Genomic DNA, 17,107 nt, shown 5'->3' on the forward strand with positions numbered 1-17,107 from the left:
CCCTAAGTGTAAGCGTCGTATCCCCGGATTCCAAGAACCAAATGCCATTCCCGGAAATTTCCTTTGCCGAATTCGCCAGCCTGCCGGGCCAGGATGTGCTCGTATTGACGGTCAACAACCGCCAGTCGCGGCGCTTGATCACCGATCTGGCGGCGGAACTGTCCGAAGAGCGTCGCGTCCGGCAGGCTCCCCGCATTCTGCCGCTGTCCGCCTGGATACGCCAGGCGGAAGAGTCGCTGACCTTCCTGTCGCAGGACGATGGCCCCGCGCACGTGCTCGATGGATTCGGCGCCCGGCAATTGTGGCGGCAGGTGATCGCGCAGCAGGAGTCGCACAGGCCCCTGCTGGATGTGGGCCAGGCCGCGGCATTGGCCATGGATGCCGACCGCCTGATGGCCGACTGGCGCCTGGACGTGCCCCAGGCCATGGCCACGGCGGAGTACGAACGCCTGCTGGTCTGGAGGCAGGCCTACCATGAACGGCTTCGCGAACTGGACGCGCAGGATGCCAACCAGATGTTCGAGCGTGTCTGCGAGGCGGTGCAAGATGGACGGCTGGATCTGTCCTGCCGGATGCTGCTGCTGTCGGGATTCGCGGAACTGTCTCCGCGCCTGCAAGCGCTGGCGGACATGGTGGAGCGGCGGGGCGTCGAAGTACGGGTGCTGGAGCACCGGCAGCCGGAGGCGCGGAGCGCGGTTCGGGTGGAAGCGCCCGACCCCGATGCGGAATGGCGGCTTGCCGCCCAATGGGCGGTGGCGCAGTTGCGAAGCAATCCCCAGGGGCGGTTTGCCATCATTGCCGCGCAACTGGAGTCCAGCGTCCCGTTCGCGCATCGCGTGTTGCGCGAGGCCTGGAAGCTCGCCTGGCCGGATGCGCCCGCGCAATACAACATCGCTGTCGCCCGGCCCTTGTCGGAGTGGCCGCTGGTGCGCGCGGCCATGGCATGGCTGCGCGTGCAGTCCGAATTCCTGCGGCAGGGCGCATGCGGCGCGGATGCGCTGGGGCAGGCCTTGCTGGGCGGCGCTTGCGCAGGCAGCCTGGGCGAGGCGTCGGGCAGGGCGGCATTGGATGTCTGGCTGCGCAGGCGAGGCATCCTGCGCATGACGCTGGCCGAATGGCAGGAACGCTTGTCTCTTATGGCGCCGGCATTGGCCCAGGCATGGGAGCAGTCTTTCGGGCATGCGCAGTCCGAAGCGCGCGCCGACACGTTGGACGCCTGGATGGATCGCTTCCGGCAAGGCCTCGCGTTGCTGGGTTTTCCGGGGGAGGGCGTGCAGGACAGCGCGGCGCATCAGACGCTGGAAGCCCTGGACCAGGCTATGGACGGGCTGGTCGCGCAGGCATTCGTATTTGGCCGGATACGCAGGGATGCCGCGCTGTCGGCGCTGGAGCGCCTGCTGGCGCAAACCCTGTTCCAGCCTCAGCGCGATCCGCAGTCGCGGCTGGATGTGCTCGGCATGCTGGAGGCGGAAGGAGGTCGCTGGGACGGCGTATGGGTGCTGGGCCTGACCGACGATGTGCTGCCGGCCATGGCAAAGCCGAATCCCCTGCTGCCATTGCAGGTGCTGCGCCAGGCCAATGCGCCGCGCGCCACGCCTGCGCGCGAGCTTCAATGGGCGCAGGCCATGTATGCGGCCCTCTTGCGCTGCGCGCCGGACATGTGGTTCAGCCATGCCCGGCTCCAGGGCGAGCAGATGCTGAGGCCAAGTCCCTTTCTGCAAGGCCTGCCCGTTCAGGAAATGGACTTGGCTCGGGAAAACGGTGGCGTGTCGCCCGCGCTGGAAACTCTGCAGGACGAGTGGGGGCCGGCGCTGCTGGCGGGCCGTTCCGCGCCGGATCCGGAGCGCGACGATGCTTCCGGCCCGCATGCGGCGGTGCGCGGCGGCATTGGCGTGCTGGACACGCAGGCGCGCAATCCCTTGTGGGCCTTCGTCAAGTATCGCCTCGGAGCCAGCCAGTTGCCCGCCTACGCGCAAGCCAGCGATCCGAACATCCGGGGGAGCTTCCTGCACCGCTGCATCGAACTGGTCTGGCGCATGCTGCCCGGACAGGAGGCTTTGAAAGCGGCGGTCGAACGCAATAGCCTGGACGAACTGTTGCAGCAGGCTGTCGAGCAGGCGGCCAAAGAATATCTATCCGGCTATCCTGAAACCTTGCGCAGGCTCGAGTCCTTGCGGGCGCGGGATGTGCTCCAGGCATGGCTGGGCGCGGAGTTGCAGCGCAGGCCGTTCCATGTGCAGGACCTGGAGCGGGAGGCGAACTGGCGGCATGGCGCCCTGGAGCTGAATGTGCGCCTTGATCGCATCGACAGGCTGGACGACGGCAGCCTGGTTGTCATCGACTACAAGACGGGGATAGGACCCATCGACCCCAAGAGCCACTGGATGCGCGAGCGGATTGTCAATTTGCAGTTGCCGTTCTATGCCGCTGTCCTTGGCGACAGCGGCGAGTCCTCGGTCGATGCGCTGGCGCTGGTGCGGCTGCATGCCAGGAAGATCGAGGTGCGCGGCCTGGCCGATGCGGATACGGGGATGGAAGGCCTGGCGCAGCTGGCCGACTGGCCCATGTACGCGCAAAGCGCCTGGGCCGATGTCATGCGGCAATGGCGCAATACCATCGAGGCGCTGGCTGACGAGTATGCGGCCGGCCATGCCGCCAACCGGATATGGAATCCGTCCGACCTGGACTATTGCGATGTACTGCCGTTTCTGCGATTGAAGGAATCCGAAGCAAATGACGCATAGGCAACCAAGCGACAGCCATGTGCGCGCGCAGGCGCTGGACCCGGCGCAATCCTTCCTGATCCAGGCGCCTGCGGGCTCCGGGAAAACGGAACTGCTGACGGACCGCATTCTGGCCCTGCTGGCGACCGTCGGGCAGCCCGAGGAAATCGTCGCCATTACTTTTACGCGCAAGGCGGCATCGGAGATGCATGCGCGCGTCATGAGCAAGCTGCAGGCGGGCATGGGCCCTGCGCCGCAGGAGGCGCACCGCATGCGCAGCTGGGAGCTCGCCCGCGCCGCGCTGGCGCGGGACGAGCAGCAGGGATGGCAGTTGCTGCAGCATCCCGTGCGCCTGAGCATCCGCACCATCGATGCCTATTGCGCGCACTTGGTGCGCTCCATGCCGTGGCTCAGCGCGCTGGGCGGCATGCCCTCGGTCACCGACGATGCCCGCGGCCACTACGAAGCGGCGGCGCGCGCCACGCTGGAACTGATCGACGAATTCCCCGAAGTGGCCGAACTGGTGGCGCATCTGGACGTGGACATGCGTATCGCGGAGTCGCTCATCGCCGATATGCTGGGCAGCCGCGATCAATGGATGCCGCTGCTGGGCGCGGGCGAGGACATCGACTACCTGGAGCATATCCTGCAGGATGCGGTCGAAGCCGACCTGCGCAGCCTGGCTGCTCTCATGCCGAGGGGATGGGCGGTCTCGCTGGCGGGACCCGTGTCCACGGCGGCCGCAGTCCTGTCCGCGCAGCAGGCATCGCATGCGCTGGAGCCATTGCTGGGCTGGGACGGAGCGCCGTTCGCGGCAGCCATCGAGGATCTGCCGCGCTGGCAGGCGCTTGCCCATGTATTGCTGACGAGCCAGAACGACCTGCGCAAGCAGGTGACGAAAACCCTGGGCTTCGAGGCGAAATCCGCGCACAAGGAAGCCTTTACGGAGTGGCTGCAATCGGCCGATCCGCAGGCCGGCTGGGTGGTTGCTCTGGCCCGCGCAAGGCAGGCGCCCCAGGGATATGACGCCGTGCAACGGGCCACGCTGCGGGCGCTGCTCAAGGTGCTGAAACTGGCTGCGGCACAACTGAAGCTGTGTTTCGGCGAGGCGGGAGAGGTAGATTTCATCGAGATCGCGCAAAGCGCGACACAGGCCCTGGGCTCGGCGGACGATCCGGGCGACCTGCTGCTGAAACTGGATGCGCGACTGCGCCATATCCTGGTCGACGAATTCCAGGACACGAGCCAGTCCCAGATCGAACTACTGCGCTTGCTGACTTCCGGCTGGATGCCGGGAGACGGCAGGACGCTTTTCCTGGTGGGCGATCCCATGCAGTCCATCTATCGCTTCCGCAAGGCGGAGGTGGGCTGGTTCCTGCGCGTGCAGTCGCAGGGGTTGGGCGAACTTCCGTTGACGGCGCTGCAACTGACTACCAACTTCCGCTCCCAGGCCAATGTGGTCGACTGGGTCAACCGTGTGTTCCAGCACATCTTCCCGGCAGCGTCCGATCCGGTGCTGGGTGCCATCACTTACACGCCCTCGGAGGCATTCCAGCCGGGCGAGGACGGCCTGGGCGTGGCCCTGCATCCCGTCTGGACGATGTCGGGCGACGAGGCGGATCCCGACGCGGCGGCGGACGAGACCGAGCGCATCATGCTGAAGCTTGCGCGGGAAGCGCTGGAGCAGAACCGGGAACATGCGCATCCCGTGGCCATCCTGGTCCGGGCGCGTCCCCACCTGGAAGGTATCGTCCGCAGGCTGTCCGAAGAAAACATCCCCTGCCGAGCCGTCGAACTCGAGCCGCTGCGCCAGCGCCAGCTCATTTCGGACCTGGTGCAGCTGGCGCGCGCGCTGTCGCATCCCGGAGACCGCCTGGCATGGCTGTCCGTCCTGCGCTCTCCATTGTGCGGCCTGCGCCTGGAAAGCCTGCATGCGATTGCGGGCGGTGATCTGCAAGCGGCGGTGCCGGTCCTGCTGTCGGCATGGCTGCGGCGCGATGCGCAAGGCAATGGCGGGATGGACGAAGACGAGGCGCAGCGCGCAAGGCATGCCTGCCGGGTGCTGCTGGATCGCACCAATGCCTCCGGCGCCGTCCCGTTCCCTGCCTGGCTGCAGGATTGCTGGGTGAGGCTGGGAGGACGCGAAGCCTATCCTTCTCCCGGCGATGCGGCCGATACCGAGCAGGTCTTTCGCCTGCTCGAAACCCTGGCTCCGTACGGCAACCTGGATCTGGCCGCGTTCGAACAGCAATTGGAGCGGCTGTTCGCCGCGCCTGGCAACGCAGAGCGCGCCGTGGAAGTCATGACGATCCACAAATCCAAGGGGCTGGAGTTCGAGACAGTGATTCTGGCTGGCCTGCATCGCAGGCCGCGCGCGGACACGCAGCCCCTGATCCGCTTCGAGCAAAGCGACGGCGACATCATGCTGGGCCCGATCACGCCGCGCGCATCCGAAACGCCCGATCCCGTATCGGCCTATCTGGCGCAGCGCGAAAAGCAGCGCAGCGCCTATGAGACGGACCGCTTGCTGTATGTGGGAGCGACGCGTGCGCGGCGGCAACTGCATCTGGTGGGTGAAGTCGCGCTGACCGCGTCGGGCGGTATCCGGCCGCCGGCCGCCGGCAGCCTGCTGGGGCGCCTTTGGGATCACCTGCCGGAAATCCCGCACCCCCCCTCGCCGGAGACTCTGCCGCCGCAGGAAGAGAGCCGGCAGGCGCAGCGGCCTGCCGCTGCGCCGCTGGCACGCCTGCCGCTGTCCCTGTTGCCGGTGGCGGAAGAGATCCCGCTGCCTGCTGCTTATGGCGTTCCATGGCAATGGCAGGACGGCTCCGGCCTGGAGCGCCTGGCCGGCACGGTGGCGCACGGATGGCTGGAACGGATCGGCCGGGACGGCGTATCGCAGTGGCCGCCCGAACGGCTCCAGGAAAGCGGCGGGCTGCTGCGCACCCAGCTGGCGCGCACAGGGCTGGTGGCAGATGCGCTGGAGCAGGGCGTGGAACTGGTCATGTCATCGCTGCTGGCGACCGTGCGCAGCGAACGGGGACGGTGGCTGCTGGGGCTGGCGAACGCCCACCGGGAGTGGTCGCTGCTGGATATATCGGGCCGCGTATCGGTCATCGACCTTGCCATTGCGGACGAATCCGGCTGGCTGGTGGTGGACTACAAGACGGGAGCGCCGGCGGAAGGCGAAAGCGAGGCCCGGTTCGCCCAGCGCATGAGGGAGCGGTACGCCGGCCAGCTGGAACGCTATTGCGAACAGGTGACGGCACTGGACGGCCGGCCGGCGAGGGGCGCACTGTATTTCCCCAGGGTGGATCTCTGGCTGGACCAGAACAGCGGCTGACGGCGGCAATCTCGTATTGACGCCGCTTTTGCCATGTCGGAAAATTTTCCCCCTTGCTTCTCAATCTCCAGGAACCCCCCATGATGCCTGTCGTACTCGGCGGTGATGTGCGTCTGATCGATTGCAGCGAAGAAGACCATGCCGCCGCCATCCTGGATATCCTGAACGACGCCATTCTCCATTCGACCGCGCTATACGATTATGTGCCCCGCTCGCCGCAGTCGATGGAGAGCTGGTTCGCGACAAAGCGGGCGAACGGATTTCCCGTCGTCGGCGCGGTCGACGACTCGGGCAGGCTGCTGGGATTCGCCAGCTGGGGGGCGTTTCGCGCATTCCCCGCCTATAAATACACGGTAGAGCACAGCGTATACGTGCACCAGGAACAGCGCGGCCGAGGCTTGGGCAGGCTCCTGATGCAGGATCTGATCCGCCGTGCGCACGAAGCGCAACTGCATGCGCTGGTGGGCTGCATCGACGCCAGCAATACCGGCAGCATCAAGCTGCATGCCAGCCTGGGGTTCACCCATTCGGGCACGTTCCCTCAGGTGGGCTTCAAGTTCGGGCGCTGGCTGGACGTGGCTTTCTATCAGCTCAACCTGGAAACGCCGCTGCAGCCCCAGGATGGCTGAGCGGGAGATCCGCCGCCAGCCTCCCAGTCACGGTGCCGGCGCCGGGCGGTATGCCGGCCAGATGTCTGGCGGAGCGACCAGGAAACGTCAGGCAATGGCCGTCAGACTGGATTCGCCGGCGCGTAATATCCATGCCTGAAGGTTCAACCTGGCCGCCAGGCGGCGAATATCGGCCTCATCCAGCAGGGAGCAGGCGGTCGACAGGGCGTCGGCTGTCGTGGCGTCGCTTGCCGAGATGGATACGCTGCGATAGCGCGGCTGCGCCTTGCCGGTGCGGGGGTCGAACAGGTGCGTCATGGAGCCTGCCTCATCCAGCGGAGTGCCGGCGCCGGACGATGTGCTGACCGCCCGGTTGCGTATGTCGATGATACGCAGCGGCGTGCGGTCGCTGCCTTCGCCCGCGAGACCGACACGCCAGTCGCGATCGTCGGGATTCAGGGCCAGGCCGCGTATTTCGCCCATGTCTACCAGGGCGTGCTCGAGTCCGGCGTCGCGCAGCAGTTCCGTCACGCGATCGGTGATGTAGCCTTGCGCGATGCCGTTCAGGGTCAGGGCCATGCCGGGGCGGGTCAGATGCACGGAACGCCCGTCCAGCGCAATGGCGCGGTAATCCACTTGCCGCAATGCCTGCCGCAGGGCTGCCGGATCGGGAGCGGCAAGGCCGGCTGAGGCAGTCTTGGCGTACAGCGTCCATAAGGGCTGGACCGTCGGGTCGAATGCCCCCTTGGTCATATCGCCGAAGCCGCGCGCAGCATGCAGCAGGCGTATCAGATCGGTAGGCGCGTCATCCAGGTAGCCTTCGGTATTCAGCCGCACCAGCGCGCTGCCGCTGTCGTAAAGACTGAAGACCTGTTCCAGCCGGCGTACTTCGGTGATGGCGCGCTGGATCAGTTGCCGGGCGAAGCTTCGGTCGGGATGATGTATGTGCAGTTCGGCGTCGGCGCCAAGCGCGATACCGTGCCAGGAGGTCAAGGTTTCCGCATGCGGAGTTACTGTCGCCGCTGCCTGGCGCATCAGCCACGGGGTGGCGCCCCAGGTTGCGGTTGAGGCCAAGATGCCGATGAAGCGGCGGCGATTGTGTTTGATGGTATTCATTCAGGGGCTCCGGCGGGCAGCGCGTCTGCCCGTTCAAATTCAGAAGGCGGCGCACCGGCCGTGGTCGGCTGGTCGGAAGCCGGCAGTTCAGGCAGGCCGAAGATATAGTTGTCCGGCATGTCATCAAAACGGACGATTTTTCCGCCCTCGCGCTCCTGGAAAGCCTGGGCGGCTTCCTGCGTGCTGAACGGCAGCGCGTCCAGTGTTCCCATGCCGCCCGCATAGCGACTATGGATGACGTACCAGGCATCGCGGATGCTCATCCACGAATCATCGGGCAACGTACCGTCCGGCTGCATGCGAGCCATGTCCTGTACGTAGGCGGCAACGATGGTCTTTGGCTCTTCGGGAAGCTGGATGTAGGCGAACACTTCGCGTATCGTGGTGAACCATACGGGTGTTTCGCGATCGCGCAGCAATATCTGTCCTTTGGGGCCTTTGTGTTCGAAGAGATACATGCCGCAATAGTGGCCGACCGCATCTTGCGGGATGACAGCTTGCGGCGGCGGGGCGGGCTGTTCGCCGCCGCCGTCGCCACAGCCGGCCAGGAGAGTTCCCATGGCGAGCAGGACGCCGGCCAGCCGGATGCGGATGGTCATCATAAGGCCCTCCGGTGAAAGGCGAGAGCGGCCAGGGCGAATGGAACGATGATCCATAGGGACTGCACGCCGAACAGCACCGGCATGGGGATGCGGGCCTGTTCGCTCAACCCCGCCATGCCCGCGAACATCGCTACGTTTTCGTAACCGGTCAGGTTGAGCAGGCGGTATACGTCGGTCGGATTGAACATCAGGATCAGATTGAGCAGGGGAGCGGTGATCAGCTTGCCTTGGTCCGCCACCAGTGCGCCAAGCAGGACCATGTCGTAGATGACGACCAGGAACAGCCATACGCCGATGGCGATGCCCGCGGCGGTTGCGCGTTCGCGCACGATTGCGCTGATGAGATAGCCGATCGACAGGAAGCAGGCGCCGAGCAGGATGCTGGCCAGGATAAGGAACAGGAAGGGCATCCAGGTACTGAAGTCGACGCCGCCATGCGCCATCTGCAGGGCAAGGCCGGCCAGGCCGTAGCCGAAGAAGGTAGCGATGGCCAGGATGGCCAGATGGCCGAAGAATTTCCCCACGACCACCTGCCAGCGTGCGACGGGATGGCTGAGCAGCAATGCCATGGTTCCCCGCTCGATCTCTCCGACGATGGCATCGTAGGACAGCAGCATGGCGATCAGCGGCACCAGGAAAATGGAGAGGCTCGACAGGCTGACGACGGTGACGGTCAGGGGGTCGACCTTGACGGTGCCTGTGGGGGCGCTGCCCAGGAACCCCAGCGACAGGGCCAGCGCGGCCAGCAGCAGGGTGACTGCAAGCACCCAGCGGTTGCGCAGGCCGTCGCGTATTTCCTTTTCGATGATGATGAGGGTGGGATTCATGTTCAGACGTCCTCGCGGCGCAGGAGATGCGCATACATTTCATCCAGCCCGGGGGCTTCCAGTTCGATATCGATCAGGCCGGGCAGCGTTTGCGCATCGCGCAGTGCAGGCAGCTTGCCGGCTTCGCTGCAACTGCATTCCAGGCGGTGTGGCGTGAGGCGGCGCCAGCCGTTGGGAATGACGGAAGGATCGAGATCGGTATCCAGCGTGACGCGTATCCGCACAGGCAGTCCGGCCTGCCGGCGCAGGTCTCCCAGCGAGCCGTCGGCGATCTTGCGGCCGCTCTGCATGACGATGACGCGGTCGGCCTGGCTGCCGAGTTCGGCCAGGGCATGGGTGCTGAGCAGGATGGCGGCGCCGTGGCTGCGCAGTTCGTCCAGGATTTCGTAGAACAGCAGGCGCGAGGCGGGATCCAGGCCGGTAGTGGGTTCGTCTAGCAGCAATATGCGCGGCTGGCCGAGCAGCGCCTGCGCCAAGGCCAGGCGCTGGCGCATGCCTTTCGAATAGCCGCCCACGCGACGCTTGGCAGCCTGCGCAATGCCCACGCGTGACAGCAGCGCGGCATTGTCTTTGGTTGGCAGGCCTTTGAGCTTTGCATAGAAAGCCAGGGTTTCGATACCGGTCAGCGACGGGTGCAGCGCGACGGTCTCCGGCAGGTAGCCGATATGGCGGCGCTGCTGCGCCGCGGCCGGGCTGCAGGTGTCGTGGCCCAGCGCCATTACACGACCTTCGTCGGCGCGGATCAGGCCCAGGATCAGTTTGATCAGAGTGCTTTTCCCGGCGCCATTGTGTCCGGCCAGCGCCACGCATTCGCCTGGGTGCAGATCGAAGCTGACTCCGTCGACCGCGCGTTGATCGCCGTATATCTTGGTGACTGCCTGCAGCGATACCGGGGCTGGAGAGGACGCCGGCGTGCGGGAGGATGTTCGGACGACATGACCGGTTTGTGTGTGCGTGAACGGATCTCCGGTGATTTCTGGTCCTGTGCTGCGGGACGGCATGTCGGGGCGTGCGCTCATTTCAGGGACTCGTACTTTTTCAATGTGGGGGTGTCGGGTACCGCCATCAGGGGGGCGCTATCCATGACTCCTCCGGGAAGAATGGCGGGAAACTGGGTTTGGGCCCAACGGACGATCGACACGGCCGGGCTGTTCAGCAGCAGGCGGGCCGACGGGGCGCGCCAGAGAACCTGATCGATGATGCCGTTGGGCCGGTAGGCCGTATCGCCTATGCCGTCGCCGTCCAGATCGAATGCGCTGTGGTCGCTCCAGTAGTTGCCGTGGCCGTCGACGGACCATTCAAGGTAGCGCGTGCCGACATACTTGACCTGGTTCTGGTTGGAAATGAATGCATTCCCGGTGATTTCGTTGCCCTGCGAGCCCGCTGTGTAGTGCACGCCGATATCGCTGTTCTTGAAGATATTGTGGGCAATGCGGTTGAAATTGGAGTTGTAGAGGAAAACGGCTTTCTCCCCACCATCGATCACATTGTTCTCGATGGTGGATTGCTGAGTGCCATTAAGCTGCAGGCCCTGGTTCATGTTGCCCATGCCGATGTTGTTGCGCACGGTCAGAAAGCGGGAGAACATCAGCGCATAGGCGATTTCATTGCCGATGGAGATGTTGTCGCTGACTTCACTGTTGTCGGTGTACATGTAGTGCACCGCATAGCGCACTTTGGTGAAGGTATTGCCGCTGAAGATATTCTGGCGGCTGGCATTCGAATAGATGCCGTCCCTTCCTTCGGATATGTCGTTGCCGATGATTTTCGAACCGGGGGAATTCCATATGGTGACGCCGTTGCCGCGTTCGTTTACGCGCAGGCCTGTCTGGCCTACGATGCGATTGGAGTGCACGATGGCGTTCTTTGGGCCCCAGACATAAACACCGACCAAGTTGTCAAGTATGTCGTTGTGCTCTATCAGCGCCTGGTGGGCGCTTTTGTCCAGGAAAATTCCTGCATCCATGTCGGGCAGGCTCAGGCCCGAGTGGCGCACCGTCAACTGCCGCAGGGCGACATCCGGCGCTTGTATCCATATGGTGCGGCCCCGCCTCTCGCCGATGATGACGGCCGCGCGGTCGTCCGGGCCCTGGAGCGTCAGGGGTTTATCGATGACGATGTTGCCCGGATATTCGCCGGCCGCCAATTGCAGCGTGTCGCCTGGGGCGGCCGCTGCAATGGTGGACTGCAGATCATTGCCGGGCATGACCTGAACAATGGCCGCATGCGCCGCCCCGCTTGTCACGGCAGCCATCAACGACAGGGCAGCCAGGGCCGGCCGTAGAGGGGAGGCGATGCGTGTGAAGAGCTTCGGCCTGAAGGCCGAAGCTTCTTCGCCACAAGACGGGGAAGTCTTCGGCTTCAAGTCGAATTTGCCTCGCTTGGCCTCGCCGTTCTCGGCGAGGCTTGCACTTTGGCGCGTGGTCATTGGATCAGGCGGCTCCCTTGGGCTTGACGTACATCTGACCCGCCATTTCCATGTGCAGGGCATGGCAGAACCATTGGCAGTAGTACCAATGCACCCCGGGGCGCGAGGCCACGAAGGTGACGGAGGATGTCTGCTGCGGGCCGACTTCCATGGCGATGCCGTAGCCGGACAGCGTCCATCCGTGCGTCAGGTCCTCGATCATTTCCATGTTGGTGACCACGACAGTGACTTCATCGCCTTCGTTGACCTCGAAGCTGGGTACGCTGAAGATCGGCGCCACGGCTGCCATGTAGACGCGCACCTTGTTGCCGTCGCGGATGACTTCAGAGGCGCCTTCCAGCGTGACGCCGTCTTTTTCCGCCTGCTTGCGGGCATCGTCCCACCATGAGTCGTTGCGGTCCCATACCTGCCGTGGGCGAACCTTGCTGCGATGCACCAGCAGCATGTCGTGCGGCTCGGCAAAGCTGGGGCCGTCGTGCACCAGCTTCATCTCGTCGCCGGAAATGTCGATCAGCTGGTCGTTCTCCGGCTTGAGCGGGCCCACGTTCAGGAAGCGGTCCTTCGAGAACTTGTTCAGCGATACCAGCCACTTGCCGTCGGCTTCCTTGGTTTCGCCCATGGTGGAATGGTTGTGTCCTGGCTGATAGTGCACGTCCAGCTTCTGGATGATGGGGTCGACATTTTCGCCGTTGAAAGCGCGGATGGCCTTTTCCATGTTCCATTTCACCATCTGGCTGTCGATGAACAGCGTGGTGTAGGCGTTGCCGCGGCCGTCGAACGCGGTGTGCAGGGGCCCCAGGCCCAGTTGCGGTTCGGCGACGACGACGTCGCGCTCCTTGATCTTGTCGTCGAACAGATCGTCGAGCTTGCGCACGTCGATCATGGTGACGGTCGGAGAGAGCTTGCCGTTGAATACGACGTGGATGCCGTCCGGCGCTGCGTTGCAGCCGTGGGGCGAGTTAGGCACGGGAATGTAGCGGGTGTACTTGGAGCCCTTGCGGCCGTCGATGACCTTGACGCCGTTCATCTCTTTGTAGTCGCCGCTCTTGATGCCCTCTTCGATGCGCTTGATGTTGAACACGACCGCCCAGTCCTGCTCGTTGGCGCCCATGCTGTTGACGTCCAGGCCCTTTTCGGAGTTGTAGCAGGTCGAGAAGGCATATTTCCCCTGGTAATCGGCATCCATGTTGTCCAGGTTGCCGTCCACCATGACTTGCCAGGCGATTTCCATCGTGTCGCCGTCGATGGCGGTGAAGATGGCCCAGAAGTTTTTCTCCGGGTCGTCCATGACCGAGCCGTCGTTGGGCAGCGGTACGATATGCTCGCCATTGGCGAACACGTAGCCGGTGCGCGGATAGCGTTGCGGACGCAGCCCGTGGATACCGTCGGCGTTGGGGATTTCAATGATCTTGTCGCACTTCATGACGTCGCAGCGGATGCGGGCGACGCGAGTATTGGCCTTGTCGTTGACGAAGATGTAGCGGCCGTCATATGTCCCGTCGGTGAACGACATATGGGGATGGTGCAGGTCGCCGTTGGGGAAGACGCCGCCGATGGATTCGACGAATTTCCGTGTGCCCGGGGTCAAGCCCTCATTCATGATCTTGCGGCTTTCGTTGGTGATGCCCCAGCCGGTGGCGCTGCAGATGTTGAAGACGGGGATGCGCATCAGCTCGCGCATCGACGGCAGGCCCATGATGCGGACTTCGCCCGATTGCCCGCCGGAATTGAAGGCATAGTATTCGTCGAGGTCGCCGGGCTCGACGTGTATGTTCTGGCCGCCCTTTTTGTCGGCGGCGGCGACCGCCGTGCCGCTCAGGTGGGATACGCCGACCACAGCGGCCCCTCCGGCGGCTGCGGTGCCAAGGAAGGTCCGTCGACTGATGCCATGCTTGTCGGTTTTTTGCTCGGACATGGTGTGCTCTCCGTAGTGTGAAGATTGTGTTGCGATTCAGCGTTATCTGGACCGGAACACCTCAGGTTGAGGAAGGTGACTCTGTGGGTTCGGTGTCGCGCGACCGGACTGTCGGCCGGCGGGCGACGGGTGTTGCCTGAATGGCGGCCTCAGGCGGCGGCGCCTTGTCGCGGCGCAGGCGGGCATTTTTTTGAACGAGGTGCGGGCACTTCGTGTTGTGGTGATACAGCATCTGGCAGTTCAGGCATTGGATGCACTCGTTGGGGTGGATATCTCCCTCGGGTGCGATGGCCTGCACCGGACAGTCGACAGCGCAGCGTTGACAGGGATTGCCGCACATTGGATAGCGCCGCAGCCAGTCGAAAATGCGCAGCCGGGTCGGAATCGCCAGCGCAGCGCCCAGCGGACAGAGATAGCGGCAGAAGAAGCGCTCGATGAACAATCCGGCGATCAGCAGCAGGATGGCAAAGACCACGAAAGGCCAGTCGCGCACGAACTTCAGGATGATGGCTGTCTTGAAGGGCTCGATTTCGGATAGCTTCTCGGCCAGGGCCATCTCATAGAAAGAGACGCCGAACAGCGCCAGGAAAATGACATACTTCAATGCGGCCAGGCGATTGTTGACGCCATACGAGAGCTTGACTTGGGGAACGTGGAAGAATTTGGCGATTTTGTTGGTCAGCTCCTGGAGGGCGCCGAAAGGGCATAGCCAGCCGCAGAAGGCGCCGCGGTTCCAGAAGACCAGTGAGATGGCGGTCGCGATCCACAGGATGAACACCAGCGGATCCATCAGGAAATATTCCCAGCGGAAGTCCGTGCGCAGCGCTGAGGTGAAGGTCAGGACGTTGACGACGGACAGCTGCGCCGAGGCGTACCAGCCTATCCACACCAGGGCGAACGTCAGGTAGGCCATGCGGAAGCGTTGATAGAACACCTCGCGCCGGACCAGTTGGTCCTGGAAGAAAAATACCCCCACCAGCAAAAGCAGCGCGGCGGCGAGGACGGCCACCTGCCCCGACTTGGCGGCCCAGATCTGTTTCCATAGCGCCGGCGCCTGATCGGCTTCGTCGCCAGGAAGAGCGACGGGCTGCGTGGTTGTGCCTGTATCGGCGACGGCCTGGGATGCGGGAGCGGGCGGCGGGGCATCCGGATCGGGCTTGGTATAGGTCTCGGGCAGGGCGTAGTTCAGATTGAAGGTGATGAACGCTTTTTCGCTGACGCTCAGTACGCGCTGCACCATCAGTTGCAGCCGCCAGGGCATGACAGGATCGAATGCCGCTGTTTCCGGCACGGTGAACAGCGCGATTTCCTTGAACATGGGAGCGCCTTTGGCCATGATGTCGGCCAGGCGCTGGTGATTCAGGTCGGTAAAGTGGAAGCTTTCGAGATCCTGGACGATTTCGATGCGGTCGAAGATGCCGCCACGCACGTAGCCGGAGCCTTTGAATGAGTAGACGCCATTGCCTGCTATCAGGATGGCCTGCTGGCCCGGTTTCAGGCGCTGCCGCAGATAATCGTATTCGGCATCTCCCAGCAGGCTGCGGCCGATCGCTGGCTGGCTGACGATGGCGGTATATAGATCGATGAATGTACCGTCCGGCTCGCCTGGCTGAGGGTTCTGCGCAGCTTCGGGACGGCCGCTTTCGGCAAAGGCCTGGTTGAGCTGTCCTATGGTCAGGCGCATGCGCGATACGGCGCCGCTGTCCAGCAGCTCGTTCCAGCCGGCGACATCCTGCTTTTCCATGTCGATGATGCGCGCGGCCTGGACGGAGGGTGCGTCGGCTGTTCCGCCTTCAGGCTGTCCGATGCGATGGTGGCGGATGATGGAGTGGGCGGAGCGGGTAATGCTGTCGCCTATGACCAGCAGGGTAACGGTAGCGCCGCTGATGATGTCCGCAGGGGGAGGCGAGCCTGGTCGCGGCGCGTTTTCTCCAAGATAGCTGATGCCTATGTATTCGCTGATGAAATGCTCGACCTTGGAGATCGGGATGCCGATCAGCACGATGGGCTCATGATGCTCCATGAGTTTTGCGCCGACGATCGTGCCTTCATTCGACAGCGCGATCAGTGTGTCGATAGGGAAGCTGGAGTAGCCGCGCGTATTGACGACATCGGAGGTGATATAGACGTAGCCCAGCGCCTGGTCGCCGGCATAGGCTCGGGCGACGGGGGGAGTGCCTTCGACCGGCCCCAGGCGGTCTGCTCCCGGGAATATCTCGGCCGGGTTGATCCGTGGCATGAAGTCCGCCAGGCGCGACGCAGCCATTGCGGGCGGCGCCAGCATGCAGAACAGCAGGATTGCATATGCAAGCCATGCTGTCGGGTTGAGCCAGCATGGCTTGCTGAAACAATAGGTGCTCCGCATTACATCCCGCCATTCGCATGTGAGTAATGCAAACCATCCTATGCCTCGGCCGGTCTGGTGCCGTTGATATAAATCAGGGGGCGGGACGGAATTTCCGGGACGGATGCGCTTTCTTTATTTTGATTTGATGCAGGACAAAGAAGCGGGATATGGCCATGAAATAATAAGAGAAATAAATTTCATGTGTTGATGATACAAAACAGAGCACTCCCAATAAACTGCTTCAGCGTGCTAATTACTAATTAATAAGGGAAGAGGAGCGAGAAAAGAGCGCCTTCCTCCTTGCGCTCATCCGAGTGTCCCAGTCACCAGCATTCGTGTCGTGGCCTGCGAGGGCGAAGACCTTGAGGGCGCCGCGGGCTTCTGAAGGGAAGGCGGGGGTTGTCGGCGGGCGTGTCTGAGTGCCGGCGCAGCCGGCGCGAGTTCGCCCGCCGCCCGCCTGGACGAAGAAGGCGCGGGAAGCCTGGCTGAAAGCCAGGCCGCCCGATGGCGTAGCCCTCGCAGGCCACGACACGAATGCGCCAGAAGAACGCAGGGCATCCACTCTCTTCAGGTGGGTTATCTTCAGGCGTTCTTTAAAAAAACCAGGGGCCGCAAAAAAAATATTTCCCCAATCGATTCATAGGGTTGTCATGGATATGCGGTGGTTTTCCGGATTTTTCGTGCACTAGGGTTTGCACGGAGATAAAAAGGCGTGCTATAGTCTCGTTCCTTTGGTGCTTGGGCACTGAAGACGGGACCTCCCGGCAGGCTTGATCGCAAGAGCGACGGCGCTGCGGCAAGCCCGGAGTGAAGCCGAAAGGTTTTGCGGCGCTGCGAGCGTGGATGTGGGTGTTTTTTGCGGTTGGGTTCGTTTGAGGTTGGCTTCGGCGGATTTGACAAACTTAAAAAAATGCTTCATAATTCCGCTTCTCTGTTGTTGAGATTGCTTCGGCGGTTTTGGTGGCGGAGGGCCTTAGAAGTTATCTTCTGTGGCGGCGGTGCGAAGCGGTGTTATGAAGGGGTTTTCGGGTCGGTTTGAAGTTTGGCTGACTTGACAAACAAAAAAAATTCCTTCATAATCTCGTTTCTCTGCTGATGACAAACAAGTTTGTTGTCGGCGACCAACCGAAAGGTTGGGGCGAAGTTTACGATGTTGAGTGTTACTGCTTGATGTCACTGCTCTTTAACAATTTAACAG

Annotated in this window: 10 protein-coding genes; 3 read left to right on the forward strand and 7 right to left on the reverse strand. The window is 63.2% G+C overall.

Features of this window, described 5'->3' with window-relative positions; translation table 11 throughout:
- Window positions 1-41 precede the first annotated feature (41 nt).
- The 3 genes from EV686_RS12155 (at window position 42) to EV686_RS12165 (ending at window position 6,695) form a co-directional block, all read left to right on the forward strand.
- Window positions 42-2,744, forward strand: a complete 2,703-nt coding sequence (locus tag EV686_RS12155) for a PD-(D/E)XK nuclease family protein (RefSeq protein WP_132477203.1) — start codon at window positions 42-44, stop codon at window positions 2,742-2,744.
- A complete protein-coding gene (locus tag EV686_RS12160) occupies window positions 2,734-6,066 on the forward strand; it encodes a UvrD-helicase domain-containing protein (protein ID WP_132477204.1) in 3,333 nt (1,110 codons plus the stop codon). Before EV686_RS12155 ends, EV686_RS12160 begins: the two co-directional genes overlap by 11 nt.
- A gap of 80 nt (window positions 6,067-6,146) precedes the next feature.
- On the forward strand, window positions 6,147-6,695 hold the full coding sequence (locus tag EV686_RS12165; RefSeq protein ID WP_132477205.1) for a GNAT family N-acetyltransferase: 549 nt from the start codon (window positions 6,147-6,149) through the stop codon (window positions 6,693-6,695).
- Window positions 6,696-6,782: 87 nt separating this feature from the next.
- Here the strand turns inward: EV686_RS12165 and EV686_RS12170 are convergent, their stop codons facing one another.
- The 7 genes from EV686_RS12170 to EV686_RS12200 all read right to left on the reverse strand — a co-directional run bounded on the left by EV686_RS12170 (window position 6,783) and on the right by EV686_RS12200 (window position 15,927).
- A complete protein-coding gene (locus EV686_RS12170; RefSeq protein WP_132477206.1) occupies window positions 6,783-7,790 on the reverse strand; it encodes an FAD:protein FMN transferase in 1,008 nt (335 codons plus the stop codon).
- Window positions 7,787-8,392, reverse strand: coding sequence for a nitrous oxide reductase accessory protein NosL (locus tag EV686_RS12175; RefSeq protein ID WP_132477207.1), 606 nt, complete (start codon window positions 8,390-8,392; stop codon window positions 7,787-7,789). Before EV686_RS12175 ends, EV686_RS12170 begins: the two co-directional genes overlap by 4 nt.
- Window positions 8,389-9,219, reverse strand: a complete 831-nt coding sequence (locus EV686_RS12180) for an ABC transporter permease (RefSeq protein WP_132477208.1) — start codon at window positions 9,217-9,219, stop codon at window positions 8,389-8,391. The genes EV686_RS12175 and EV686_RS12180 overlap by 4 nt, the downstream gene beginning before the upstream one ends.
- A gap of 2 nt (window positions 9,220-9,221) precedes the next feature.
- Window positions 9,222-10,238: an ABC transporter ATP-binding protein gene (locus EV686_RS12185; protein ID WP_243650871.1), complete on the reverse strand. Its 1,017-nt coding sequence runs from the start codon at window positions 10,236-10,238 to the stop codon at window positions 9,222-9,224.
- A complete protein-coding gene (locus tag EV686_RS12190; protein ID WP_243650872.1) occupies window positions 10,235-11,647 on the reverse strand; it encodes a nitrous oxide reductase family maturation protein NosD in 1,413 nt (470 codons plus the stop codon). The genes EV686_RS12185 and EV686_RS12190 overlap by 4 nt, the downstream gene beginning before the upstream one ends.
- A gap of 4 nt (window positions 11,648-11,651) precedes the next feature.
- Complete coding sequence (gene nosZ, locus EV686_RS12195; protein ID WP_132477209.1) at window positions 11,652-13,562, reverse strand: TAT-dependent nitrous-oxide reductase; 1,911 nt, start codon at window positions 13,560-13,562, stop codon at window positions 11,652-11,654.
- A 61-nt stretch (window positions 13,563-13,623) separates the two neighbouring features.
- Window positions 13,624-15,927: a 4Fe-4S binding protein gene (locus EV686_RS12200; protein WP_377748226.1), complete on the reverse strand. Its 2,304-nt coding sequence runs from the start codon at window positions 15,925-15,927 to the stop codon at window positions 13,624-13,626.
- Window positions 15,928-17,107 lie beyond the last annotated feature (1,180 nt).

Origin of the sequence: Paracandidimonas soli (genome assembly GCF_004342005.1) — a bacterium.
Lineage (GTDB): Bacteria > Pseudomonadota > Gammaproteobacteria > Burkholderiales > Burkholderiaceae_B > Paracandidimonas > Paracandidimonas soli.